We start from the raw sequence: 23757 nt of genomic DNA, 5'->3' as shown, positions 1-23757 counted from the left end.
ACATCATGTACGTAATTTCCATAGGATCGGCCCGATCCGAAATGCGCACGACGCTCGCCGGCGTGCTGGAATACCTCAACCAGGACCGACGAGGCATGGCCGCACCGCGGCCGGCAGACGTCACCGTGCGCCATGTCGAGCGCGGTGATATCGCCGTGCATCAACTGAAGTCGGGCCGGATGGCAGTGTGCCCGCGCGGTACGGCTCGTTCAATCCTGGTCCAGATCCTCGATGAGGTTGAGCGGTACATTGTCCGGGTGGACGGCAAGGTCCTGCGCCCGCATGAGATGAGCCGCGCCTCTTGGGGCGCGGTCGTTGCCGCGGGCCGCCTGGCGTTCTTCCCTGAAGAGGCGATCGATCTGGCTGCCGCCGAAACCGGGCCGCTGCTTCACACCCGGGATTTGTTTGAAGCCGAGGGGCCTTTTGACATCGCGGCCTTCGTCGACAATGAGTTCCGTCGCCGCTTCGGCTACGGTCGGCAGGGCCCCGCATACGCACCAGGCGCGAGCCCAAACGCGCGCCACGAGCTGCATGTTGCCTATGTCTTGCTGCGCGGCGAGAAGGTGCGCGAATGCGTACTGAGCGCCTACCGCGACGATCCTGAGATCGGCAAGCACGACCTGACCTGGTTGCGGCCGCTGATCGAGGTGCCGGCACTGCGTGGCGCGCTATCGCCTGCGCAGTTGCAGGGCCTCTGCCACGTCATGCGGCACGATGGGCTGAAGATCACAGCGGACAACGCGGGGAAGCTGCTCGCCATCGTGCGAAGGCTGCCAGTGGGCTGTGGGGTCGTGCAGGTCGACGACGCCTTGTTCTCAGCTGGCATGCTGCAGCCGCGTACGGCTGTGGCTCTTGACGCTGCGAAAGGGCCGAAAGGGCCGGCCGCGACACCGGTGTCGCCGCTGGCGCAACGCATCCACGCGCTCACCACACAGCGGCGATTCGACGCCACGATGGAGCGCGCCAAGGCCCAGCGCGAAGCCCTGGAAATCAGCCAGCGGCACTTCGATGATCTCGCGCGGCGCGCCGTTGCCGATCGCACCTGCGCTGGCTACGACTGGGCCAACATGGTTGCGCTGGCGGTCCTGCAGCGTGACGTTGCCGCGGTGCTGGAGGTCTTCGATAGCCCCAAGGACTGGAACACCGATAGCAAGCGCGCCTTGCGTGAAGTGACCGGTGTCGATCTCCTGCAGTGCACCGCGGCGCTGCGCCGCCGGCGGATTTTTGAGCTGTGTGGGTTCTCGCCAGCGGAGCAGGAGCGTTGGGAGACCGAGGCGGCAGCAGCGAAAGCCGACCGTGCGGCCGCGCGCGAGTTCGAGGACGCCCGCAAGCGCGCGGAGGCTTCCAATTGGCGCCTGGAAGGCGGCAAGGTGCTGAACGGTCGCGAGTACGTCGATTTCTGTATTGCCGAGGGCTTCTCGGAAATCATCGACATGCCACGCGGCCGCGCGCGCGCCTATCGCATCTGCAATCCGCGACGCGGCATGTCGCGACCGCTGCGCGCCAAGGATGGGACCCTTTCCTATGCACGGGCCCGGCTCGCGCAAGCAGCCGTTCCCGCTGCCATCGCGGCTTGATGCACTTCCCTGGCCCTTCCGGGCCGGGGAAGCTTCCTTGAATCACGTACTGTTTGCCTGAGCTTTCGTCGTTACCGGCAGAGGCCGGAAGCGTTAGCCTTTCGTCATCAAAGCGGTGTTTGCACTGGTACGGATCAGTCCAAACACAGTTTTACCAGCGTCGTTGACGCATCGACCCCAACGCCGGCAAGCAGGCCATCTCTTGAACCTTCCCACAGGGACCGCTCCCTGTGGGGACGGCCTGTGGGACTTCCCCTGAGGAATCCCATGGAACTAAACCCCTCCCAACTGCAAAAACTGCTCGCCGCCTGCATCCCGGCCATGCTGCCGGTCCTTGTGGCGGGAGCGCCCGGCATCGGCAAGAGCGACATCGTCGCCCGGGCTGCTTCGGACGCCGGATCCGACCTCCTGATTTCGCACCCGGTGGTCGAAGACCCGACCGATTCGAAAGGCTTGCCCTTTCCGTCGGCCGACGGTGCGCATGCACGCTTTCTGCCTTTCGGCGATCTCGAACGCGCGCTCAGCGCTCGCCGCCCATTGGTCTGGTTCATCGACGACCTGGGCCAGGCCACACCCGCGGTCCAGGCCGCCAAGATGCAGCTGCTGCTCGCCCGGAAAATCGGTGAGCACGTGCTGCCGCCACATGTCACCTTCGTTGCCGCGACCAATCGCCGCATCGACAACGCGGGCGTCTCCAACATTCTCGATCCGCTGAAGTCCCGCTTCGCGACCATCGTGGAGCTGACCACGTCGATCGAGGACTGGACGCGCTGGGCCGTTGCGACGGGCCAGCCGCCGGAGCTGATTGCATTCCTGCGCTTCCGGCCGGACTTGCTGCTGTCGGCGAATCGCACCCGCGAGATTGAGAACCTGCCGAGCCCGCGGTCCTGGGGAATGGTGGGCAAGCTGTCGCAGGTGGTGCCCGCCGAACTGGAGCACGTCACCTTCGCCGGCGCGGTGGGGCAGGGCGCTGCGACAGAGTTTGTGGCGTTCAAGCGTCTCTTTCGCCAGATGCCTTCGCCAGACGGCGTCCTCGCTGCGCCGTCAACGGCGCCGATTCCGACGGACGTGGCTGTGCAATATGGCATTGTCACGGCGCTGGCGCGCCTGGCCAATGCCAACAATTTCGATCGCGTGATGGTTTACGCGAATCGGCTGCACGAAGCCGGGCTCGGTGAATTTGCCGTGCTGCTGGTCCGTGACGCCGTGGAGCGCGATGCATCGATCGCCAGTACCCCAGCGTTCATCGTGGCGCAGGGCGGCCCCATTGGCGCCCACATCCGCGGCCAGTAGGTCGCTTTCCTGCTTCAACACATCTGCTGGCCGGCCCCGGGTTCCCCCGGGCCGGCCGTTTTCATTTCCTGCCGCCTTCGCGCGGTGACTCCCTCTGAGGAATCCATCATGAACATTACCAACCTGACGTCCCGCGTCATGCTCGCGACGCTCAATATCTCGGTCTGGCGCGCGCGCCGGTTCGACACCCGTGCAACGCAAGAGGTCGAGGCCAAGCACGAAGCCAAGGACATTGGCCGCTTCAACAAGCGGCTGCTGACCGATGGCGCGACGTCGTACAAGGAAGTATGCGCCATCGGCAACCGCGCCCGCGCGCTCTTCGATAGCCATTCGCTGGATTATGATCAGCTCGGCGTGCGCCTGCTTCCCACGGCCGTCTACATGGACGTCGCCGAGAAGCTGCGGGCCCTGGGCGATCAGTTCGACGCGGCGACGGCTCAGTTTCTTGCCGACTATCCGCGGCTCAAGGACGAAGCCCGTGTTGCGCTCAATGGGCTCTTTGACGAGGCGGATTATCCGACCGAGGCCGAGCTGCGCCGCAAGTTCGGCGTGCGCTTCTCCGTGCTGCCGTTCCCCGATGCCAGTCAGTTCGGCATAGATTTGCCCCCGGACGTCCTGCACGGCATTCGCGAAGAGATGGATGCCAAAGTCTTGGGTGCGGTGAAAACCGCGAACAACGACCTGGTCAGCCGTCTTTACGAAGCGGTGCAGCACTTTGCCAACCGCCTGTATGGGGAAGGCAACGTGCGGCTTGACGTTGCCGACAAGGTGCGCGAGCTCAGTGCGCTATTGCCGCGACTGAACTTCTCCGACGATCCGGTCCTGACGGAGATCCTCGCCAAGACCCAGGAACAGCTGGCCTGCTATACCGGGGCGCAGCTCAAGGATGACCCGCTGCTGCGCCTGAACGTGGCCGAGCGCGCGATGGAGATCGAGGCGCAGATGGCTGCTTTCATGGGCGGGCCGCCGCCCACGCTGACGCGCGAGGGTGGCGACATGCCGATGCTGCATCTGCTAGCCGCTTGAGGTTGCCATGCATGATCGAATCGTGAAGCAGCGTGCGGCGCTGGTGCTGTCGCAGCCGTTCTTCGGCGCGCTTGCCCTGCGTTTGGCGATCGTCGAAGACCCGACCTGCGAGTCGATGTGGGTCGACGGCGTGAGCCTGGGCTACAACCCTGCATATCTCGACAAGCTGGATGACCTGGAGCTTCGCGGCGTCCTGGCCCATGAGGTACTGCATGTGGCCAACGGGCACTGCTGGCGCATGGGTGCACGTGAGCAGCATCGGTGGAACCAGGCCTGCGACTATGCGGTCAATCCGCTGGTCCTCAATGCGCAGTTCAAACTGCCACAAGGGGTCCTGCTCGATGGCCGCTACCTTGGCAAGTCGGCGGAGGAAATCTACGCGATGCTGCGACAGGAGGAATCCTCGCAGCAGCCGGAGCCATCCGCCGGCGGTGCAGCAGGCGCGGCGCCGCAGCCGTCCGACGGCGAGCCGTCGCCGCCAGAGCCGAACGGATGCGGCGAGGTCCGCCAGTACACGGGCATCGACAAGCCGGCCGTCGAAAGCGAATGGCGGGTCGCCGTGAGTCAGGCCGCGAAAGCGGCCAAGATGCGCGGCGCCTTGCCTGGCGATCTCCTGCACCTGGTGGAAGCCGCGCTGCGGCCGTCGGTGGACTGGCGGGCTGTGCTGCACCGTTTCGCCGCCGAGGCTGCCCATGCTGACTACACCTGGAAGGTGCCCAATCGCCGCTATGCGCACCTGGGCCTCTACCTGCCCTCCTTGCATTCCGAGGTGGTGGGAGACGCGGTGTTCGTGCGCGACTCCAGCGGCTCCGTCTTCGACGAAACGCAGCGGCAGTTCGCGACGGAAATTACTGCGGTGCACCAGCAACTGCAGCCGGCCCGGCTCATCGTGATCGACTGCGATACCCGGGTCACCCAGGTCCAGGTGTTTGATCGAGACGATGTGGTCGACCTTGCTCCGCTGAAGGGCGGCGGGGGCACCAGTTTCCGGCCGCCATTCGCATGGCTCGAGCAGGAAGGCATTGCACCGGCATTCCTTGTCTACCTGACGGACCTTGACGGCGAATTCCCGCTCGCGGCCCCGGCATATCCCGTCCTTTGGGCATCGGTCACGCCCTTGGATCGCATTGCTCCACCGCGGTTCGGCGAGTGTGTCGAGGTGATTACTTAGATCGGCAGCTCACTTCGTCCTCCGTCATTTTCCCGACAGCCTTGTGACCGTCAATCGCTGTCCATTTCTAAATCTAGCCTCAAGCGAACCATATAAGTGCCGATGGTAGGTGCTGAAGTGCTCGTAGCAGGCTCAAGCCCCGGCGTGCCCGGGGCTTTTTCTTTTTGGATCCCCATGTCAGAAAACTTTGCTCGATCCGCAACAATGCGCCGGATCACTCACTTGGCAGAAATGGATGGCCATTGGCCAGGCCGTTGCCAGAGGCAGAGCAGGTGCTGCCGGCATGGGGCTCCAGAGGAGCGAGCTTTGGAACCCCAACTTCTTGTGATGGACGTCGACCACCTGCCGCGGCAGGGAATCGCGAAGCGTGTGGACCAGTGGTTTGCTGATGTCCGCAATGAGAACACGCAGCAGTCCTTTGATGACTGGCTTGCGATTGTCGCATCGCCCGAACCAGCCATTGCGCCGGGCATCCGGTTGTCGCAGGGCAATGTCGAGCTTGAACTGCGACACGGTCGAAGATATTCGATCGAAGATGCCGTGCGCGGAGCGAGGCAGTTTCGGTGCATCATCGATGGCCGCGTGCCGCTCGTCGCTTTCATTGATGAGCGTGGCTACCGTGGAGCGTGGATTACCGTAAGAAACCTTTTCACCATAGAAGAGATGGTGAGCATGCGAGAATCGCCAGACCAGGCATAAGAAAGGGCCCGACGCTATCCAGCGCCGGGCCCTTTTTTTCTTCTGCTTTGGCAGAAAGACGATGTCTATATGCTAGCTTTCCGGAAAAATGCCTTGAGCATGCTCACGCTTTCGCCGTGGTGTCACCTTCGGTTGCCGGCGAGACGGCCTCTTCGATCGTCGGTCCGGTGCTGTCGCCGAAGGTGAGGGCGGGAATTCGCACGATTGTGCCTTCCAGAGCCGCGGAGCTTCCAAGCCGGATCGTGCCGGCATAGGCGATCCGGCCCTTCACGCGGCCATTGATATGGAGCGACACCCGGGCAGCAACGTCGCCCTCTACGGTGCCGTCGATGAGCACATGGTCGCCTTCGACGGTTCCGCGGACCAACCCTTCTGCGCCGATATGGACGAGGCCTCGGGACGAACGGAGATCGCCATCGACCAGACCGAAACAACTGACGCCGTGATCGGAGCTGACGTGTCCGTGGATGCTGAGACCAGCCTGGATCAAACTGAAGTTTCGCTGGGCATTCATGACGGGATCAGAACAGTTTGATTTCGTTGCCACGGCCGGCCACGGGCGGCGCCGGGTTACTGGGGGCGGGGCTGGCTACCGGCTGACGTGCGGGCGTCGGGACGGAGGCAGGCTGCTTCGGCGCCTGGACCTTGGGCGATTGAGGTTTGGCATGGCTCTGCGCCGGAGCTGGCGTGCTCGCGGATGCGCCGGAGTGGGTCTCGGGCGCTGCGGGCGGTGCAATCGTTGCAGGCCCGAGCGCAACCAGTGGCTGCGACACGGACGGCTGTGACGCGGGCCATTCGTGGCCGCCGTCCATGGGCGGCGAGCCGGTGGCTTCTGGTTGTGCAGCGGCAGTCTTCGCCGGAGCCTTGTGCGCTTCATTGGACGCGAGCCAGCGACCTCCGCCGAATGCCAGCACGGCAATGGCCAGAATCCCCAGACATTGCCAGTGGATGGGCCTGATGCGCGCCACGATTGAGTGACCGCCTTGGGACGGCGGCTGGCTCGGTTGCGCTGCAGACAGTGCGTCAAGCCTGGTTGTCCCAGAGGCTTCCATCTCAATGGTGACGGGAGGGGCTGCGTACTGTGCGTGCAGACGCTCGATTTCCTTGATGTCCATATCGGTCTCTGGAGCGGGTTTCAGGCTTTCTCGATCAGTCGGCCGTCTGGTCCGAACTGATCGTTGTCAGGAATGCAGAGGTGATGAATCGCACGAATGTGCTTGGCCGCGCCGACGACTGCAGCATCTTTTTCCGCATCGGAGATGGATTGCGCGATGTATGCGCCGAGCGTGCGATGGAGGAGCCTGTCGTGCTGGTTCAGCAGGCGAATGAGCCGGCCTGCCAGGGAGTGCGTTACAACGATCTGCCGATGGTGGAATTTCAAGCTGAGATGGCGCCGGGGCTTGGATTCGATCCACTGCAGCCTCGCATCCATCCATTCCTGCGCCTGCCGAAAGGCGTCGTCGAGCGCGAGGATCTTTCCTTTGCTGGCCACCGAGAACTTGGCGGTGCAAAAGTTGTAGTCGCTGCGGAGGAAGTTACGCACGAAGTCGGTGCAATACGACACCTCCGTGCCGCTGTCCGTTTGCGGAACAATCTTTGCAACGCGTCCCTCGCTTAGCATGCGCCGAATTGGCTTTGGGCCTGTGTTCGAAGCCGCGCTGTCTGGAGGCGGATCTAATGATGGAACTGGCGGTATGGGTCGCGAGTCGCCATCGGGAAGAGGACGGAAAAGTTCGGCCATGGTCCATGCTGTGGAATCTCTCTCAGCTGGAATTTTGAGATACATTGCGCTTGGCACGCTCGGAGAAAGAGACACCAAATTCGCGAGCTTTCTACCTTTACCGCGGCCTGTGATGTGCCACAATTCACTCACACCTCGCGTCACTGACGCATCGACCCTGACTCCCTGAGAGTCCATCTTCTGCTTCAAGTCGTGCAATTTGCGCACGCGCCGACCGGTTGGCTACCGGTGTGGATATTCCTTGTGATAAGTGTTTTCGCCGAGCACTTCCCTCATCAGCTCGTAATACGCGCCTTTGGCTGTGCCTCTTCATGAGCGCACGCTGGACACCGTTCGAGCCTGGGACCATGTGGCGTCTCTCTCCAGGCCCCTCCTAGGCAGAACGGCTGACGTCGAGCCGATCCGTGAACCTGCGGCCGAACCTGTGGGTTCGCGAAATGGGTTGTTGTGCAGCGTGACCATGCTGCACGAGGACGACTTTACGTCCTCCGCATGAGCGGCGCGCCTTTGTGCGTTGCTCCCTGAGTGCCACGCCCCCGGAAGGGGCGTGGCATCCAGGTCTCTCTAGCAAAGCTCGCTTTCCGGCGTACCCGGGACGCGGGCTTTTGTCGTTTGTGAGAGACCGTTTCGGGAGAGTCTGCCATGCATCAGGATTCCGAGATTTGCGCCGTGATCGCGGCGACGCTGGAGCGCCGCCGTCCGATGTACAAGGACATGCCGGCGGCCTGGCGCAACCTCTGTGAGGCGGCACATGTCGCCAGTCTTCCGGAAGCCGCGCGAGCGGCCTTCCTCAACACCGTAACGACCCAGCGCGGGGCAGACACAGCCTTGCGCCTTCGGGAGCATGCTGCGTCCATCCGGGCGAGCGTCGTTCGCTTTCTCTCTGAAAGGAGATTGAACGTATGCATGCACCCATCACCTACGGTGGCTTCGACGGACCCAGAAGCCTGCTAGAAGAGCGGCCGATGCGCCCGCCGATCATCGGCAAGATCCGGCCGGGCATCAAGGTCCTGACCCGCAAGGCCCGGGAGAATCCCGAAGCCGTGCGCATCCATGACGCCATGGTGGCGCAGGGCCACTCCTATGAAGCCATCGGGCTGGAGATCGAGCGCAGAACCCAGTTGCGCAATGCGCTTGTGCCGAAGAACGTACCGTGGTTTACCTGCCGTGGGTCGGACTTCACCAACCCGGCAGTGGCCGACGACATCCTGCAGCGCTACGGCGAAGACCGCGGCGACGGCAATGGCCGCAAGCTGTGGCGCTTCCCGGTGGTGTTCGCCTTCGACGACTGGCTGCGCAACATGCCCAACGAGCTGGTGACTTACACCGCCAGCGGCAAGCAGTTCTTTTCGGAGTACGGCCCGGACGGTTTGCGCTACTGCAAGACGTATGCGCCGGTGCAGCGCGAGGCGCGCGCAAGCCGCGCGAAACGCGTGTGGGGCGGCCGCCCGATCATTCTCCGGCAGGACGATGCCATCCCCGACGGGCGCTGCGACCCGCACAGCTGCCCACAGTATCAGCAGGGCGTTTGCAACCTGTCCGCGGCGTTCTACTTTGCGGTGCCGGCGACCCGGGGTCTTGGTTTGATCCAGATGCCGACCACCTCAATTTACGTGCTCCAGAAGGCCCACGCTGCCATGCAGACGGTTGCGCTGGCGCGCGGACGTCTGGTCGGCGTCGAGTTCTTCGTAAGCAAGCAGGAGGTCGAGATCAGCCGGATCGATCCTGAGCTCGGCAAGCCGGTGCGCCAGATGCAATGGCTCATCACGCTCGATGCCGATCTGGACCTGGCCGGTCTCCTTGACGGCTCGGATCGCCCGCGGCTCTCGCACGTCGAAGCCGCGCAGCAGGCGGTCACGGCGCTCGAGAACACGCCGCAGACGCTGCTGGATCAGTCGCCCGGTTTCCCTCCTTTGGATGCCGAAAAATCGCTGTCGGGCGTGCAGCCGGTGCAAGGTGCCGAGACATCGGATGCCGAGGACCTGGCCGCAGCGTTCAACGAGTTGGCCACGCGGTTGGGCTTCGATAAGGAACCCGATCGCAAGGACCTGCGCGAATTTCTGCAGGCGAGCTTTGGCGTTGGCTGGACCAAGCGGCCCGCCGCAGTCCGGCAGGTTATTCACGACATGCGCGTTGCGCTGGAGAACAACCCGGTTGCATATCGAGAGCAGGTTAAAGCCATTGCGGCTGAGATTGCCCCCTGAGCCAGCCCCCCGACTGGCTCACCTTACGGACGCCCTTGTGGCGTCCTTTTTCTTTTCCACGCGCTGAGGCCTTGCCGGCACAGCCAATTCTCTCAGGAGGTAGCATGCTCAACGAAGGCGATTGCCTGCGTCTGGGACACTTCTCAGATCTGCATTACTCGCCCAGCCACCTGGCCGAGGCGGACCGCTGCTTCGGCTTTGCGGTCGACGATGCGATTGCATCGCGCTGTCAGGTGGGGGTGGTGTCGGGAGACTCTACCGATCACCGCCTGGACGCGCATACGCCGGCCCTCTCGGCTCTCGCGCGGCGGATCCATCATCTCTCGGCCCATATGCCGGTCTTGATGCTCCAGGGCACATTCAGCCATGAACCGCAAGGCACGCTGGATCTGTTCCGCCTGATTGGGGCGCAGCATCCGGTCTATGTTGCCGATCGCATTCATCAAGTCGCGCTCTGCGCAGGCCAATTCGTACCGTCGGAAGGCCCGGTCTTTAACGGCGCTGAGATTGAAGCGGTCATGGTGCAGTATGGCAAGCCGGCCGTGGTGTTCACCTGCGTGCCGACCGTCAACAAGGCGGTCCTGGCTGCAGCGGTGGGCGTTGCCGGTGCGGCGACGGCGGTTGGTGACTATCTGGCTGACTACCTGGCCGCCGCGGGCGCCGTCAATCGACAGTGGCGCTCCCATGGCGTGCCGACGGTCGGTGTGTCGCACGGCACGGTCAATGGCTGCCAGACGGAGCACGGCGTGCCGATGGCCGGCTTTGACCACGAGTTCACCATCGGCGCGCTGTTCGACGCCGAATGTGATGCTTTTATGCTCGGCCATATCCACCGTGCCCAGCAATGGGCGCGGGAGGGCAGGGTAGTGGCGTATCCTGGCTCCATCGGGCGATTCCACTATGGCGAGATCGGTGAGAAGGGCTATCTGCAATGGCAGGTCTCTCCGGGCCGCGCCAGCGCGTCGTTGGTGGCCACGCCGGCACGCGAGACGCTGTGCGTGGACTTCGACGGCCCGCCGGACATGGCCAAGCTTGCCGAAGTTGCTGCGCAAGCTGCTGACAAGTTCGTGCGGGTTCGTTGGACCGTCAACGAAGAGCATCGCCAGCTGGTCGACCGCGATGCTATCCAGGCACTCTTTGCCCGAAGCGCTCAGCTCAAGGTCGAGGCGCGGGTACTGCCGGCAGTGCGCAGCCGTGCCGAAGGCATCAGCCGCGCCGCGAGCCTGCCCGGTAAGCTGGCCCGGTGGGGTGAGCTCACCGGCATTGATACGGGCCCGTTGGCAGACCGCCTGGCTATGCTGGAGACGCTCGATGCGCAAGCGATCGCAGACGGCGTGCTGGCGCAGCTGCGGGCTGTCCCGGCCGAGGCAACGCAAGGCGTCCTCGAGACCCCTGTCGTTGTCGACCGCGGCGAGCCTGACAGCCTGACGCCGGTCGCCCAGGCGCCGTCGCCCGAGCCGCCCAGCACGGATTGGCTTACCGATGACCTGTTCGCGGGGCAACCCGCCTAACCCTTAGAGCATGCGCAAGCCATGTTCCGACAGCCGCATGGGCTGTCGAAACCCGGTTTCACCCGCGTCATTGACGCATCGACCCAGCAGTATCCAATTCCTTCTTACCCTGGCGGGTGCTACCCGTCAGGGGCGCGCTCCGCCCACACTGGAGTGCAAGATGATTCTTTACCACGCTGGCCCTTCGTGGGTCCATGTCGCCGAGGCTGCCCTGGCACGCACCGAACTGGCGAAACGCCTGTGTGACCAGCACGGCTTCACGCAGTGCATGCTGTACGAGCCCTTTGGCCGCGATCGCGGAGCGGTGATCGCCAAGCGCGGACACATGCTCGTGATGGCGATTGCCACCGATGGTGGAAACACCTGGTTTTCCGTTGCACCGTCCAAGGAGATGCAGGACCTGATCTGGTCGTTCTCGAACGGCTTTGCCGGGCAGTGGAGCGCCCTGGAGCTGAAGGCCATTACCGGCCTGGATGACTGGAAGGCGCTGCTCGAGATGGCCGCAAGCCAGTTCTCTGCCGCGGTGCGTTCTGTCGAACGCGCCATTGCTGGCCAGCCGGAGCAGGACATGCCGGAAGTTCCTGAGCTGCCCGTGTTCGAGGGCGAAGCGATGGAAGTGCCGGCCGACTACCTGCATTCCTTTACTGGTGCGGAGGTGGCCGAATGCGCCCACTCAAACTGACCCTTGCGGGCTTTCACGGCATCCGCGATGGCATGCATCGCGATAGCGTGACGGTGGATCTGACGGATCTGCCTGGCGGCCTGATCGCGATTGTTGGCCCGAACGGCGCCGGCAAGACGACGATCATGGACAACCTGCATCCCTATCCCATCATGCCAAGCCATGCCAGCAAGATGTCGGCCGATGCATTCTCGTACTGGGACCACCTTTGCGCCCCCCGCGCTGAGAAGGATCTAGAGTGGGAGCATGGTGGCAAGGTCTATCGGTCGGCGTTTGCATTCCGCAACCCGGGCAAGAGCCGTAAGGCGGAGTACTACTTGTTCGAGAAGGATGCCGTCGGCGCCTGGAATCCCGTGCAGCTGCCAGACGGAACCGTATCCGACGGCAAGGCCGACACCTACGGCCGGTGCCTTGACTCGGTGCTCGGCTCCGCCGAAGCCTTCTTCACCAGCGTCTTTTCTCCACAGAACCGACGTCCTTTGGCGAGCTACCAGCCGACCGAGATCAAGCGGTTGCTAGCGGAGTTGCTCGGCATCGATCACCTGCGCGAGTTGTCGGCGAAGGCGGGCGATGTGGCGAAGGCGTTGAGCCGGTCGCTCGATACCCTGCAGCGGGACGTGCTTGTGCTGTCCGGCAAGCGCGACACCGCAGTGTCGATGACTGCTGAGGTTCGCGAGCTTGACCAGGCTCTCGAATCGGCCCGGGCGCTGCGCGCGGAGCAGTTGAGCTGCGGCAGTAAGCTGGAGCAGGAGCGTGCCACGCTGGCGGCCAAGCAGGCAGCCTCAGCCGGTACCGAGGCCCGGTTGCGCGAGTTGCATCAGCGCAAGCGGGAACTCGGGGCACGTAGCCAGCAGCTGGCTGCGGATGATCGTGCGGCGGCGGCCAAGGCTGCCGCGCGCCGGCGGGAACTTGAGCAGGCCGCCACCGCCAGTGAGGCAACCCTTTCCCAATCCGAGGCGATCACCGCAGCGGCTGCACGACGTGATACGGTCCAGCTGGACCTTGGCCAGCGCTACGCACAGCTTGCCGACAGGCAGCGGGAGCTTGCCGAGGTCGAAGCCGTGGCGACGCGGCATGCGACACTGGCAGCAGAGCTTCGCGAGATGGAACAGCGAGGCTCGGTGGCAGCGAAGCTGGCGCGAACGCTCAAGGCCCAGACCGATGTTATGGATACGGTTCCTTGCACCGGCCATGCGATGCACAGCCAATGCCCGTTGCTGGCCCAGGCCCGCGAGGCCAAGGGACAGTACGAGGAACAGGCCGTCGTCGTGACAAAGCTGCGCACCAGCTACAGGGAGAAGCAGGAAGCCCTGAAGCCGATGGAGGTCAGCTTGCAGCGGTTGCCGGCGGCACGGGAAGCGGTGGCGGTGCTGCAGCGCGATATCACGCGGGACAACCAGGAACTGCAGCGCCTGACCGCTCTGGCGGCTCAGCGCCCTTTGCTTGACAGTGCTACGGCCGCTCTTGAGAAGGCCCGCTGCGATCTGGCCGCGGTGACGAGGGAGGAGACTGAACGGAGCAGCCGGCATGCCCGGGATATCCAGGATGTTGAATCCCAACTCGCCGCAGTGCAGCGGGAGGTGGATGCGTTGGCTATCACGGACGTGACGGCCTTGATCGCTGACTTGGATCGGCGCATCGTGGGTGTTCGCGAGGCGGTGAGTGCAGCCGACGGCAGGATCGAAACACTGATCCGTCGTCAGAGTGCCCTGGCCACCGATCGCGACCGCATCGAGCGCGAGCTCGCTGGTCTGCCCAATCTTGAAGCGCAGGTTCAACGCCTGTCCGACGAGATTGCGCTGTGGAAGCTCCTCGGCAAGGGCCTTGGCAACGACGGCGTGATCGCGCTGTCGATCGATGACGCCGGACCAGCCATTACCCGCATCGTCAACGATCTGCTGCTCGCCTGCTACGGACCGCGATTCACCATCGCGATCCAGACGCAGACGCTGCTTGCCAGCGGCGAAGCCAGGGAGGGGTTCTCCATCGCCGTGCTCGACGCTGAGAACGACAGCTCGAAGGAGTTTGGCGTGATCAGTGGAGGGCAGAAGGTGTGGATCAACGAATGCCTGACCCGGGGTATTGCGCTTTACCGGGCGCAGCACGCGCAGCATGCCTTCCAGACGCTTTTCACCGACGAGGCAGACGGGCCGCTGGATCCGGAGCGTAAGCGCGCCTTCATGAAGATGAAGCGCGAAGTGCTGCGGGTCGGGGGTTACGAGCGCGAGTTCTTCATTTCCCAGACGCCAGACCTCGTCGACGACGCAGATGGTGTCATCGATGTCGTTGCGCTGGCTGCCCAGTAGTCGCGCCCACGTTCCATCTTTGCCTATGCCCGCTCCCCGAAAAGGGGGCGGGCATTTTTCTTTTGAAGCGCGGGAGTTTGGGCGCTAGAATTGCCGTGCTTACCGCGTCTTTGACGCATCGACCTTGCCGGCTCTGCCGGCACAGCTTTTTCTTCACCCATAGGGGCCTTGTCCCTATGGGCAAGGCTTCCGTTCAACAGGAGTCTTGCCATGGTTGTTCAGTCTCGCGCGTCTGGCGGTGCGGTCCTCGCGATCGTTGCCGTGTTGTTCGTCGCGCTCTTCTTTGTCGTCACCGCTTCGGATAGCGGTCTTCTGCGACCGCAGTTGCTTGGATGTGGTCTTGCGATTACCCTGATCTCGATGCTGTGGCTTGCCTCCCATGTGCGCAAGCTTCGCAGGACACGCAGCGTCATGAATCTCGTCCGTTCGGCCTGGCTCTGAGCGGTACCGCCCCATGCATCGCCCTCTTCGGAGGGCATTTCTTTTGGAATTCAGCAGACGATGGAAAAGATCATGATTCCGGCGGCCGAAGCCGCCAAGTTGCTACCGCGCGGCAAGAAGGTGCACACGTTTATCCGCGTGATGGCCTGGATGGGCGCTGATGTTGCGCGGGAGAAGGTACTGGCGGCCTTCGAGTCTGCGAAAGAGGTCGAGGTGTCAAAGGACGCGGCCTGTTTGAACCACCAGTTGGCCATCATGATGGACGGCGTGCGCACGTATATCGACACCAACCAGAAGGCATTGCGCAAGCAGTGCCCGCAACTGGCCATATCCGGGAGTGCGAATGGAAATGCTCGTTAGCATTTCGCTTCAGGCGCCGGAATTCCGCGGTGCCCATGGTCCGGCCGTGGCGACGCACCGGCTTCGCCAGATCGCCGACGAAATCGAGGCCCATGTCGCGGACTTTGCGACTTGCCCGGAAGGGCAGCGCATTGCCGGGTCGCAGGAGGACTGCAGCTTCGTGGCGCATCTCGTCGAACTCTAATCGTTTTTTCTACCAACCCATGGGGGCACAGCCCCCATTGGGGCGTGCCCCTGTCTAACGAGGGGCCCTTGGGCTGTCTGCCACCTGGCTCCAATCGTGATGCCACCAGGCAATAACGGCCGCTGCCGTGGCGGCGTCCTTGGCGCTGACGACCTGATTTGCCTCGTCAGCGACGGCACCCACCACGCCTCCCCTTCGCCGTCGCTGGCTCTGGGGTCGACTGCGTGCCTATAGATGGCTTTAGCGGCTTCCAGCGGGATGGTCATGGTTGGTCTCCGTCTTCGGATTCTATGGTTGCCGCAATGCGGTCGCACGTGCGGTGGCTGGCCAGCCCCAGCATGCGACTGACGATCTCGCGCGGCAGGCCTGCGAGCAGCAGGCGCCGGCAGAACGTATTGCGCAGCGTGCGCGGGCTCGGCTCAGCGCCAGCAAATCCGATTGCTTCCAGCGCAGCGGACACGATCCGCCCAAAGCTCATATCCGTGATGGGTCGGCCTTCCGGCGTCAGTGTGAAAAGCAGGTCGCTGTCGATGGGCTGTGTCGTACGCCGGGCGAGCCAGACGCGCAGGAGCGGCACGGCGAATTCCTGCAGGTGCACGGTGCGGGCCTCCCGAGGTCCATGCGCCGGCACGAACAGATAGGGCGGGCTCGCGTCGAGTTGCAGATCTACCAGTCGTGCGGCACGGGCTTCTGACGCTGTGATGCCGGTGGCCAGGAAGATTGCTACGATCGCGCGGCCGCGCTGACTGGCTAGATCCACGCCAGGCGCCTGCAGGAAGGCCTGCAGGCGCGCATCCTGGGCCGCGTCCAGGTACTGCGGCGTCGGCTCGCGATCGGGCCATCGCTCGGCAGCAAGCAGCGCGGCCGCCGGGTTGTCGTGTCGGACACCGGAGAAGACCAGATGCCGGCACAGGCGGTCCAGCAGCTTGACGTACCGCACCCGGGTAGCCTGGGCGTAGGACCGCGCATCGGTCGTTTGCCAGAACGCGTCGATATCATCGGCGCCGAACGAGAGGATGCTGGCGCCGCGCGCCAACAGGTGCCTGCGAAAGTGCTCGAACATCGCCTGGTGCTGGACAATCGAGCGCGCCGAGAATGGCCGGCGATCCACGCCGGTGGCCTCCCGCGCTTGCCAGTCTCGGTAGGCCAAGGTGGGATTCGTGAGCCAGAGTGAGTCCATTTGTTCCATGCTCGCTGTTATATACTGGATTTGGCATCACCCACACCCCTGCCGCCTCACTGAGGCGGACACTGCCAGCAGGCGGGGGTCAGTACCGTGCCCGGCCATATCGGTTGCGCCGTTCCGCGAGCCTTGCGCGGGTCCGGGCGTACCGCGGATAGCTGCCGTCGAGCATGTCGGCAATATGCTGCAAAAGGCGTGGTCTCTGGAGAAATAGCAGGCGCAGAGGCTTTGGTCCGCCCGGTGCGTCACAGAGCGCCACACCCTGGGCCTTGCGGGCAATCTCGATGCGACCCGGTAAGTCTCGCTGACCGTGGCGCCGGCTTCAATCCAGCCATACTGCGAGAGGGGCGTGCCGTTGGGATGCTGGCCGATTCGGTCACAAAGCGTTGGCGCAACCTTCGTCGGCCCTGAGTTCTTCCAGGCGCAGTTCGAGCTGTTCAATCTGGCGGTCCGGCTCCTCCGAGCGACGGCTGAACTGCATGCGGCGCAGCTTTGCAATCAGCAACTTGAGATGCTCGATCTCCGCCTTGTCCGTTGCCGTCGCTGCCTTCTGCGGTTCGACCATGTACTGCAGATGCCCGATGCGGGCATCGCGCTCCAGCAGCGGGGCCTTGAGCGCTTCGATGTTGTCAGAGTGAAAGAAATCAAACGTTCATTGTTGGATAGCTGACGCAGGTGCGCGATGCAATTTCCCGCTAATGCGTTATTGCCTGTGCCCTTTGGGGCGGAGAGCGGTTGAGGCCCACATGGCCTGGTAGATGCTTGGACACAAGTCGCGCACAGAGCGTGCGGTCCATGCTTGCCTGCCGACTGTGCAGTGCGTCGCAGGACTTAAAACCTGGTAACTTTTCGGAAAGGAGCGATAATGTCCAAAATGAAGTGGGTACTGTGTAACGGTGTGGTGATAGCTATGCTAATCGGGGTGGTGGCAAATGCTGCCGCCCCGTCGGAACATGCGTGCATACCGTTCGACGTGTTTAGTGCTGTCTTCTGCTCAATCTTTGGGAATCCCTGAAGGGTGTCAGCATCTTTGCTCTGCGCAGTTCGCATATTCAGATGAGGGGACACGGCGTTCACTAGTGGTTGAATCTGAATGACTTTTGATGAGCCGTGGTGTCCCAGCGCCATATTATGGTTCTCCGATGGGCGATGTTTGACCCCCATAGCGGGGCGGTGTCAAGTGAGCAATCCACGTTCCGGGCGCACCATCGTCTGTCCGAGAACCGGATAGGGGAGATCTTCGGGGCTGGCAGTCGTTTTATGTGCAGGGCAGTTAAAGGCTCACCGTCAGCTTGACCGGTGAGCCGGCATTATCTCAACGATGCGTATGAGTGAAGCGTTCTTCGTAGAGGATCGCAGACTGGTTCATGGCAGCCTTCCAGTCGTGCGTTGAACTGCCGCACTTCCTGATGATGTTGCGCAGGGCCAGCCATAGCAGCTTGGTGGCCGCGTTATGGCTGGGGAAGTGGCCCAGTGTCTTGACGATCTTGCGCAACTGCGCTGCGTTGGATACTTTCGTTTGTTGTGTAGATGATCCGGCGGATCGCCGACGGGAACGTAAAGAACGGGATCTCCTGATCTCAGGCGCGACGCAACGACGCGGCGATCGGAGGATAGTCCATACCCCATTTCCCTTGCTCGAAGGGCGCGGCTTCGACGGTGGGTGCGGTGTACACAGGCTTGAGCCGCTGCTACGGCCCGGCGCTCCTTCCAGCCGGCGTACTCCAGGCTGTTCCGGATCCAGATGCACGATGCAGGTCTGCAGCGTCGTATTCGGAAACACCGCATTCAAGGCCTGTTTCATGCCCTTAAGGCCACCGTGCGGCAGCGGACGCGGCTCAAGAACGAGATTCACGCTGTGCTTGCCGCCCATCTCATCGAACGGTGCGGACATTACCCGCAGCGCGTCGAAGAACACCACCGGGTACATGCCTTCATGGCCGCATCGGTCACCGAGTTGATGAACTAGGGCGAGACCTCGGTGCCGTACTGCTCGGCCAGCAACGTCTGGATCTAGCGCACTGTCATGCCCCGGACGTATATGGCGATGATCTTGTTGTCGAACCCGGTGAAGTGCCGCTCGTGCTTGGGGATCAGGATCGGAGCGAAGCGAAGCTGGCGTCCGCGGTCGCGTGGGATGTCGACCCGCAGTGGCCATCTTCGGTCAGAACCGTCTTGGCGCCCTTGCCTTGCGCTGCTTGGCCGAGATGCACCGGCGCTCGGCACCAGCTGGGTAGCCCAGGTGATGACCGAGCTCGGCGCCGAGGGGCCCGATCGATCAGGGCCGTCCTGAACGCCGAGGAGGCGTCCTGCACCGCCTCGGCGGTCATCGGACCCTTGACGAATGGGCAATCAGGTCATCGGAGATGGTCGGGGGCTCACGGTCTGCGGCTTGGCTCGTCTTAGTTTTGCGTGGCATGATATGCCCTAAACACAAAAATGTCTGACAGGCTTGGTAGCTTTGTCGGATCCGGCGATGGCGGAACGCGCGCCGACCTTCATGTCAGCGCAATGCAGTCTCACGATTTCTGTTTTTACGCCTTTCCTCGGGCGGCGAAAGGATTTGGCGACGTCAGCGGGATCTGGTTGCTGTCATTCCTTCAACGGCCTTCTCCCACACCTTCCCACGCCTCCCACTGCTGATGTGCGCCGCTGATGTTGAAGCGCTTGGTCCCATCCTGTTGGAGTCTTGGACCCCAGATATCCGGGTTCATGTTGGTCAAGCCGTTGGTTGTCTCGGCCAGCCCGGAACCGGTCGTGAACAAATAGTAACCAGGGAAAGATGGCTCCTGCAATTGCTGCTGAATAACCCTGATCCTGAACATTTCCCCCGGTTTGACGCGCATCACGATAAAGTCCATCAGGCCATCGCCAATCTTCCAGTATGGCCACCAGAATGATAAATTGATACCCCCGTTTGACTTCGAGCTTGCCAGCAAGGTATAGTTTTCGCCCCCGTCCTTGAACAGGTAAAGCTCCAGACCATAATCGTTAAAGGCGTTGATCGGCACAACGTTGATCGACACGAACTGGTCGTGGTTGGCGGTAAAAAGATACTCGTCCCCGCTGACCGCCACCCCCTGTTTGCTCGAGTCAACGCCAAAAGAGGTGTCATTAACTTCGCAGACGGGACAGCTGGTGCCCATAGTCTGCGCATACGATTTGGAATACATCTCGAACAGCTCGTATGTCCTGAAGACGGTGGCGTCATGGCTGTAGCGCACTGGCTGAGTTTGCCGGACGGTTTCAGAACCTACTTTGTACACGCCGTCAGAGGTCGTGGTCATGCCGGCTTGTACCGAGATGCCAAGCGGCCCCAAGGGCCCGAGGGCGCCGAGTGCCCCCGTGGGCCCGAGTGGCCCTTGAATGCCCCAGACGCCGGCCGAATCCAGGTTGTGCGTATAGTTGCCCCACCAAGTGTTCTTTTCCTGAAGATGATACATATCCTTGAAGTATCCCGTAGGGTTTAGTGGTGCTCGCACATCTGCCGGAAAATCTAAGTCTATGGAGCAACCAAATCCTAGGGGACAACCTAAGCCAGCGGAATAAGATGAACCCAAGGGACCATGTGAACCATAGACGCACTTGTCGTCATCTTCGGAGTCGGGTACAGGGCACCAGTTGTTGTAGTAGGATTTGTCAGGAGCGGTTGGTTGGGTGCTTTGTCCGCGCAGCCTCAATGGTCCGATATAACTGAGTGGTCCAAAAGCTCCTAGCGGCCCCTGGCTGCCCAGCGGCCCCCGGGCTTGGGTCATGTCGTATGCGGTTTTATAAGTGAAGTTGTCCGTACCCCGGTACCACGACGACACGGCATTGTCCATCGCCGGGTCCGCGGTCAGGTCGAAGCGCATTACGATCGAATCCGGCTTGCGCGAATCCATGTTGTTCTCGCCCAGAGCGCAAACCTGCTCCGCCGTCACTACCATCCGACATAGCGCGGGGTCGTTGTTACAGGCATGTTCGGGCGCACTGAAAACGCGCAGGCTCGGAACGGTGGCGCAGCCCCCGATTAGAAAAGAAAAGATGAGCAACGCGAAATTTCTCATAATGCATCCTTCTCGTTATTACAAAGCACACGAAAAGTTAAATATATGTCGGGAAAGTATCAAGAAAAATCGGCGTTGCCAAGTATTACCGGGCGAGGTTAAAAAGGAATTGATATTCATCAAAGGTTACTGATTTTCGCCGCGCCGCCGTCTCGTTAGTATTGCGACGCGCGGTGTCATCAGGTCCGACTGCTCGGCGATGCTCGGGTCAGCGCTTGCGCTAAGCTAAAACTCAGGGCTCGCCCTGTGTTGGCTTCAAGAGGTCGTCATACGCTGCTGGGCGGGTCTACAAGGGGGGCAAGGCGGCCACCGTTGCTTAGCTTAGCACGTAACTCTTGCGCCGCTTGTCCGGAATAGGAATCAAGAGCTGTCAGCCATCAGGATCGACTTGGCCCTATACGCTTGCGTAAAAGCAGCGGCTGGATCATCCGCCGGAAGCTGAGGCTTCTGTAAGCGCTGTCCCAACACCGTTCATTCATGAGGCTCTAAAGTACGGCAACCTATTCCCTGTTGATTTGCACCGATTCGTGCCCACGCGCGCCAGTTGAGAATGCGGACAACACAAGGAATGGAAATCAAGGCGCAGGGTTCTTGGCATAAGAACTACACGAAAAGATTTCCGCATGCTGGTCGCGGTAGAAAAACGAGACCCGCCACGCTCGCTGTCAGAGATTTTGTAAACGCTCAATTGACGACATCTGGTATTGAGGCTTGAACGTTGGCAGGCTTTCGTCCGCAAAGATATTGCGAACGCAACATGATCCAAGAGGAGATGGACCAATTCCGCTGCAGGGGGGCGGTCCAATGGGACCCGTGACTACGAGGCAGCGGCCAAGCGGCGTCTAATTGAGTTTAGTCTTTAATTGGGAGCATCAGTTTCTGGCACCGCGCTCAAGGGCCCGCATCAACGCTAACCAGTTGCGCAAATGGACTCGGGAGTACCGAGATTCAGCGTAGCCGCAAGGTCCGTTGTAGACATTCGTGCCGGTTGTCCAGCGGGTTATGGACTCCCGTTCAATCCAGACACTTGTGGTGCCTTGCCACAAAGCGGCCTCAACGACTGGCTATCCCGACACCGCAGCAAGCGCAACCGCTGGCGCTATGTGAGCGTAAAGCTGTCCAACGGTGAATCGCTCGAGTTCGAATGCAGCGAGCGAGACGTTGGGCTCGTAAAGGCAATGATCGAAGCGCTGAGTGGAGACCATTGATGTTCGGCCTCGACGCTGGACTGGGGGTGTACCTGCATCGCGAAGCTGTGGCTATTTCTGAAGGTATTGGAGGTGGACAGGTTTGCACGGCCACCGGCCGCGCCGAACCAGGTGTTCAGCTCGGACATCACTACATCTGGACCGAAGAGGGATGGCTGTATCTGGCGGTCGTGCTGGATCTGTTCAATCGGGAAGTCGTAGGCTGGTCCATCAAGCCGCCCATGGCGGCGAACCTTGTGACGGATGCGTTGGCGTTGGCGTGGTTCCGCCGCAGGCCTGCTCCCGGCGCGCTGTATCACGGGTACCGTGGCAGCCAGTACGCGAGCCAGGAATTCCAGCGTTTGAAGAACGAACGAGTTCATTCCACGCGGTACCGGATGCAGCGTGAGGCCGCTGCGGACTTGTTCGAATACATCGAAGTGTTCTATAACCGCAGTGGTCGTCATTCGTCGCTCGGCTACGTAATCGCAGGCCCAGCTCCTGCAGGACTGGCTCACTGCTCAGCCGGCGAAAGATACGGCTGCATAACCCGTGACCTATGGAACGCGAAAACAGAGGGAACCTCACTCGTATCGTCCATTGCCGGCGTGGGGAAAAAGCCTCGGAGTCGATGTAGTAGCGAAAGGGGTGGAGAATCAAATGCAAGCCGATATTCCTGAGGGGACTTGGTTGTAACTTTGGACAGGGACGGCTATTCGGAGGGGGAGTATCTCCACCCGACGCAGCGTTGCTTCTGGGCGCCGATTCGGAGAGCTGCTGCGGAGGACAGGTTATCCCTGGCATCGATTGCCTTTCAGCGACTGCATCAGCTAGAGGGGTTGTATCGTAATGCCCCGGTAGCGCTTTGTTTTATCGCTCGAGCGCAAGGCTGCGTTAGTGCCAACCATCGGTATCTTTAGGTCTTGGGTCTTACTAGCAGCAGTCGGGTGAGTGATACGACCTCGCTTGTCCAACGTAGTATGCGTTGCCAGTATGGGTGAACTTCTCGCGGCGGTCGAGTTGATTTTGAAGACGGCAGTACCTGTACAGGTACAGATTGAGGCGCGCGATGCTTGGTACTTGGTTTTCCTTACAGTCCGTTGAAGATGAGGTCGGCGAGTGTATGGGGACATCGATCATCAATGCTTGACGAGACGGTCAGTATCACGCTGAGTCGCGGTCCGCAAAAGCGATGAAATTTTCCTTGGGACAACGAATTGTGCCCGGAGACTGCTTCGATCCGTAGTATCCACCATCAGACCATACCAGCGATAAAGTTGTCCCTCGTGTCCGTGGCGCGGATATGCCGGGCTGTTAATCCAGTGTCACGAGTCACCGGACCCATCTGATGCGTGATTCCGTCTCAAACAACTGGGCGCCTGATGCACATCTGTTGTTTAGGTGTGCTCGCCACTAGAGGGAGTGAATGACCTTAGCTGGGATCCGCCGGCTCGGTTGCCTGGGAAATTACCGTAATATCGATAATATTTTCATCTTGTAGTGGATGGAATATAAGGAAATCCTTACTTAAAATTCGATAAGTTCTGATGCCTGTGGCTGCGGGTAGCGGATATTATGCTAATTGAGATCGCACAATTCACTCCAAATCGTTTTTTTTCCCACCAACGCTTCGCTTGGTGCGGCTGGGGTTCACGTCGGGCGTTTTTCCTGTCCGCGATTCTCGCCCATGGCCGGCGGAGGTGCTCTCATATTGATCGGCTTGATGTGTCTCTATTGGGGCTGGCAGTTCGAAAATGAATAGTCCGACCGGTAGCTGCCCGGGTTATACAGAAATCATGGCAAAGTGCGGCGCGGCTAACGCGCGACCTTATGTCTAGGTTAACGCATGTGGCGCAATGGGGTGGATTTCGCGGAGTGATTTCTCTGCAAACGCCGAACTAGGAAACGGTTGTGTGCCCGTTTGCCTCTTGAGGTCATGCGTTCAATCCATGGGATGCATCAATAGGTTAACTCGGAAATTTTGCCGTTTGTCACGATGGATCTCAGTGTGCTGCCTAATTCATGTGGGAAATGTCGGTCGGAGTATGTCGTCGTGGATATTAGGGACGTCCGTTAAATGCAATCGGACGAACCTGGGGCAATTCATCGCTCCAAAGGTCGGCGGTTGGATCGTGCTCTCGCCTGT

18 protein-coding genes and 3 pseudogenes are annotated in these 23757 nt (G+C 61.5%); 14 read left to right on the top strand and 7 right to left on the bottom strand.

Going from position 1 to position 23757, the window contains the following annotated elements; translation table 11 throughout:
• Positions 1 to 5 precede the first annotated feature (5 nt).
• The 5 genes from CBM2588_RS29965 to CBM2588_RS29945 all read left to right on the top strand — a co-directional run bounded on the left by CBM2588_RS29965 (position 6) and on the right by CBM2588_RS29945 (position 5766).
• Positions 6 to 1577, top strand: a complete 1572-nt coding sequence (locus CBM2588_RS29965; protein WP_115683937.1) for a hypothetical protein — start codon at positions 6 to 8, stop codon at positions 1575 to 1577.
• Positions 1578 to 1844: 267 nt separating this feature from the next.
• Entirely contained in the window at positions 1845 to 2870 is a 1026-nt protein-coding gene (locus CBM2588_RS29960) for an ATP-binding protein (RefSeq protein WP_115683936.1), read from the top strand.
• A gap of 108 nt (positions 2871 to 2978) precedes the next feature.
• The gene (locus tag CBM2588_RS29955; protein ID WP_115683935.1) at positions 2979 to 3896 is read left to right on the top strand and encodes a hypothetical protein; all 918 of its coding nucleotides are present in this window, start codon (positions 2979 to 2981) and stop codon (positions 3894 to 3896) included.
• Positions 3897 to 3903: 7 nt separating this feature from the next.
• Positions 3904 to 5067 (top strand): vWA domain-containing protein, encoded by a 1164-nt coding sequence (locus CBM2588_RS29950; RefSeq protein WP_115683934.1) that lies wholly within the window; start codon positions 3904 to 3906, stop codon positions 5065 to 5067.
• Positions 5068 to 5373: 306 nt separating this feature from the next.
• A complete protein-coding gene (locus CBM2588_RS29945) occupies positions 5374 to 5766 on the top strand; it encodes a hypothetical protein (RefSeq protein WP_147298473.1) in 393 nt (130 codons plus the stop codon).
• Positions 5767 to 5869: 103 nt separating this feature from the next.
• Here the strand turns inward: CBM2588_RS29945 and CBM2588_RS29940 are convergent, their stop codons facing one another.
• The 3 genes from CBM2588_RS29940 to CBM2588_RS29930 are packed head-to-tail and all read right to left on the bottom strand — an operon-like array spanning position 5870 to position 7507.
• A complete protein-coding gene (locus CBM2588_RS29940) occupies positions 5870 to 6280 on the bottom strand; it encodes a bactofilin family protein (protein WP_115683932.1) in 411 nt (136 codons plus the stop codon).
• Positions 6281 to 6287: 7 nt separating this feature from the next.
• Positions 6288 to 6881 carry a hypothetical protein gene (locus tag CBM2588_RS29935; protein WP_147298472.1) on the bottom strand — a complete coding sequence of 198 codons (594 nt, stop codon included), beginning with the start codon at positions 6879 to 6881 and terminating at the stop codon, positions 6288 to 6290.
• A 20-nt stretch (positions 6882 to 6901) separates the two neighbouring features.
• Positions 6902 to 7507, bottom strand: a complete 606-nt coding sequence (locus CBM2588_RS29930) for a hypothetical protein (RefSeq protein WP_147298471.1) — start codon at positions 7505 to 7507, stop codon at positions 6902 to 6904.
• A gap of 642 nt (positions 7508 to 8149) precedes the next feature.
• Here CBM2588_RS29930 and CBM2588_RS31760 point away from each other — a divergent pair.
• From CBM2588_RS31760 to CBM2588_RS29895, 8 genes are all read left to right on the top strand, one after another.
• Entirely contained in the window at positions 8150 to 8461 is a 312-nt protein-coding gene (locus CBM2588_RS31760; RefSeq protein ID WP_115666878.1) for a DUF7696 family protein, read from the top strand.
• Positions 8410 to 9711, top strand: coding sequence for a recombination directionality factor (locus tag CBM2588_RS29925; RefSeq protein WP_115683930.1), 1302 nt, complete (start codon positions 8410 to 8412; stop codon positions 9709 to 9711). The genes CBM2588_RS31760 and CBM2588_RS29925 overlap by 52 nt, the downstream gene beginning before the upstream one ends.
• 104 nt (positions 9712 to 9815) lie before the next feature.
• A complete protein-coding gene (locus CBM2588_RS29920; RefSeq protein WP_115683929.1) occupies positions 9816 to 11222 on the top strand; it encodes a metallophosphoesterase family protein in 1407 nt (468 codons plus the stop codon).
• 160 nt (positions 11223 to 11382) lie between these two features.
• Positions 11383 to 11904, top strand: a complete 522-nt coding sequence (locus tag CBM2588_RS29915) for a hypothetical protein (protein ID WP_115683928.1) — start codon at positions 11383 to 11385, stop codon at positions 11902 to 11904.
• Positions 11886 to 14210, top strand: coding sequence for an AAA family ATPase (locus CBM2588_RS29910; RefSeq protein WP_115683927.1), 2325 nt, complete (start codon positions 11886 to 11888; stop codon positions 14208 to 14210). The genes CBM2588_RS29915 and CBM2588_RS29910 overlap by 19 nt, the downstream gene beginning before the upstream one ends.
• 210 nt (positions 14211 to 14420) lie before the next feature.
• Positions 14421 to 14651 (top strand): hypothetical protein, encoded by a 231-nt coding sequence (locus tag CBM2588_RS29905; protein ID WP_115683926.1) that lies wholly within the window; start codon positions 14421 to 14423, stop codon positions 14649 to 14651.
• Positions 14652 to 14711: 60 nt separating this feature from the next.
• Positions 14712 to 15011 carry a hypothetical protein gene (locus tag CBM2588_RS29900; RefSeq protein ID WP_115683925.1) on the top strand — a complete coding sequence of 100 codons (300 nt, stop codon included), beginning with the start codon at positions 14712 to 14714 and terminating at the stop codon, positions 15009 to 15011.
• Positions 14995 to 15195, top strand: coding sequence for a cell division protein ZapA (locus tag CBM2588_RS29895; RefSeq protein ID WP_115683924.1), 201 nt, complete (start codon positions 14995 to 14997; stop codon positions 15193 to 15195). Before CBM2588_RS29900 ends, CBM2588_RS29895 begins: the two co-directional genes overlap by 17 nt.
• Before the next feature lie 262 nt (positions 15196 to 15457).
• Here CBM2588_RS29895 and CBM2588_RS29890 read toward each other — a convergent pair whose 3' ends face one another.
• The 4 genes and pseudogenes from CBM2588_RS29890 to CBM2588_RS29875 form a co-directional block, all read right to left on the bottom strand.
• Positions 15458 to 16384 (bottom strand): tyrosine-type recombinase/integrase, encoded by a 927-nt coding sequence (locus CBM2588_RS29890; RefSeq protein ID WP_373424425.1) that lies wholly within the window; start codon positions 16382 to 16384, stop codon positions 15458 to 15460.
• A gap of 382 nt (positions 16385 to 16766) precedes the next feature.
• A pseudogene (locus CBM2588_RS29885) lies at positions 16767 to 17003 on the bottom strand (IS66 family transposase); the annotation flags it as partial.
• Positions 17004 to 17693: 690 nt separating this feature from the next.
• Positions 17694 to 18797: pseudogene (locus CBM2588_RS29880) on the bottom strand (transposase).
• Positions 18798 to 18978: 181 nt separating this feature from the next.
• Positions 18979 to 20259 (bottom strand): hypothetical protein, encoded by a 1281-nt coding sequence (locus CBM2588_RS29875; RefSeq protein WP_147298470.1) that lies wholly within the window; start codon positions 20257 to 20259, stop codon positions 18979 to 18981.
• Positions 20260 to 21725: 1466 nt separating this feature from the next.
• Between CBM2588_RS29875 and CBM2588_RS29870 the strand changes: the two are divergent.
• Positions 21726 to 22160: pseudogene (locus tag CBM2588_RS29870) on the top strand (DDE-type integrase/transposase/recombinase); the annotation flags it as partial.
• Positions 22161 to 23757: the final 1597 nt, after the last annotated feature.

Origin of the sequence: Cupriavidus taiwanensis (assembly GCF_900250075.1) — a bacterium.
GTDB classification, from domain to species: Bacteria; Pseudomonadota; Gammaproteobacteria; order Burkholderiales; family Burkholderiaceae; genus Cupriavidus; species Cupriavidus taiwanensis_C.
Note: the sequence above shows the minus strand (reverse complement) of the source record. Positions and strands in the feature narration are given on the sequence as shown.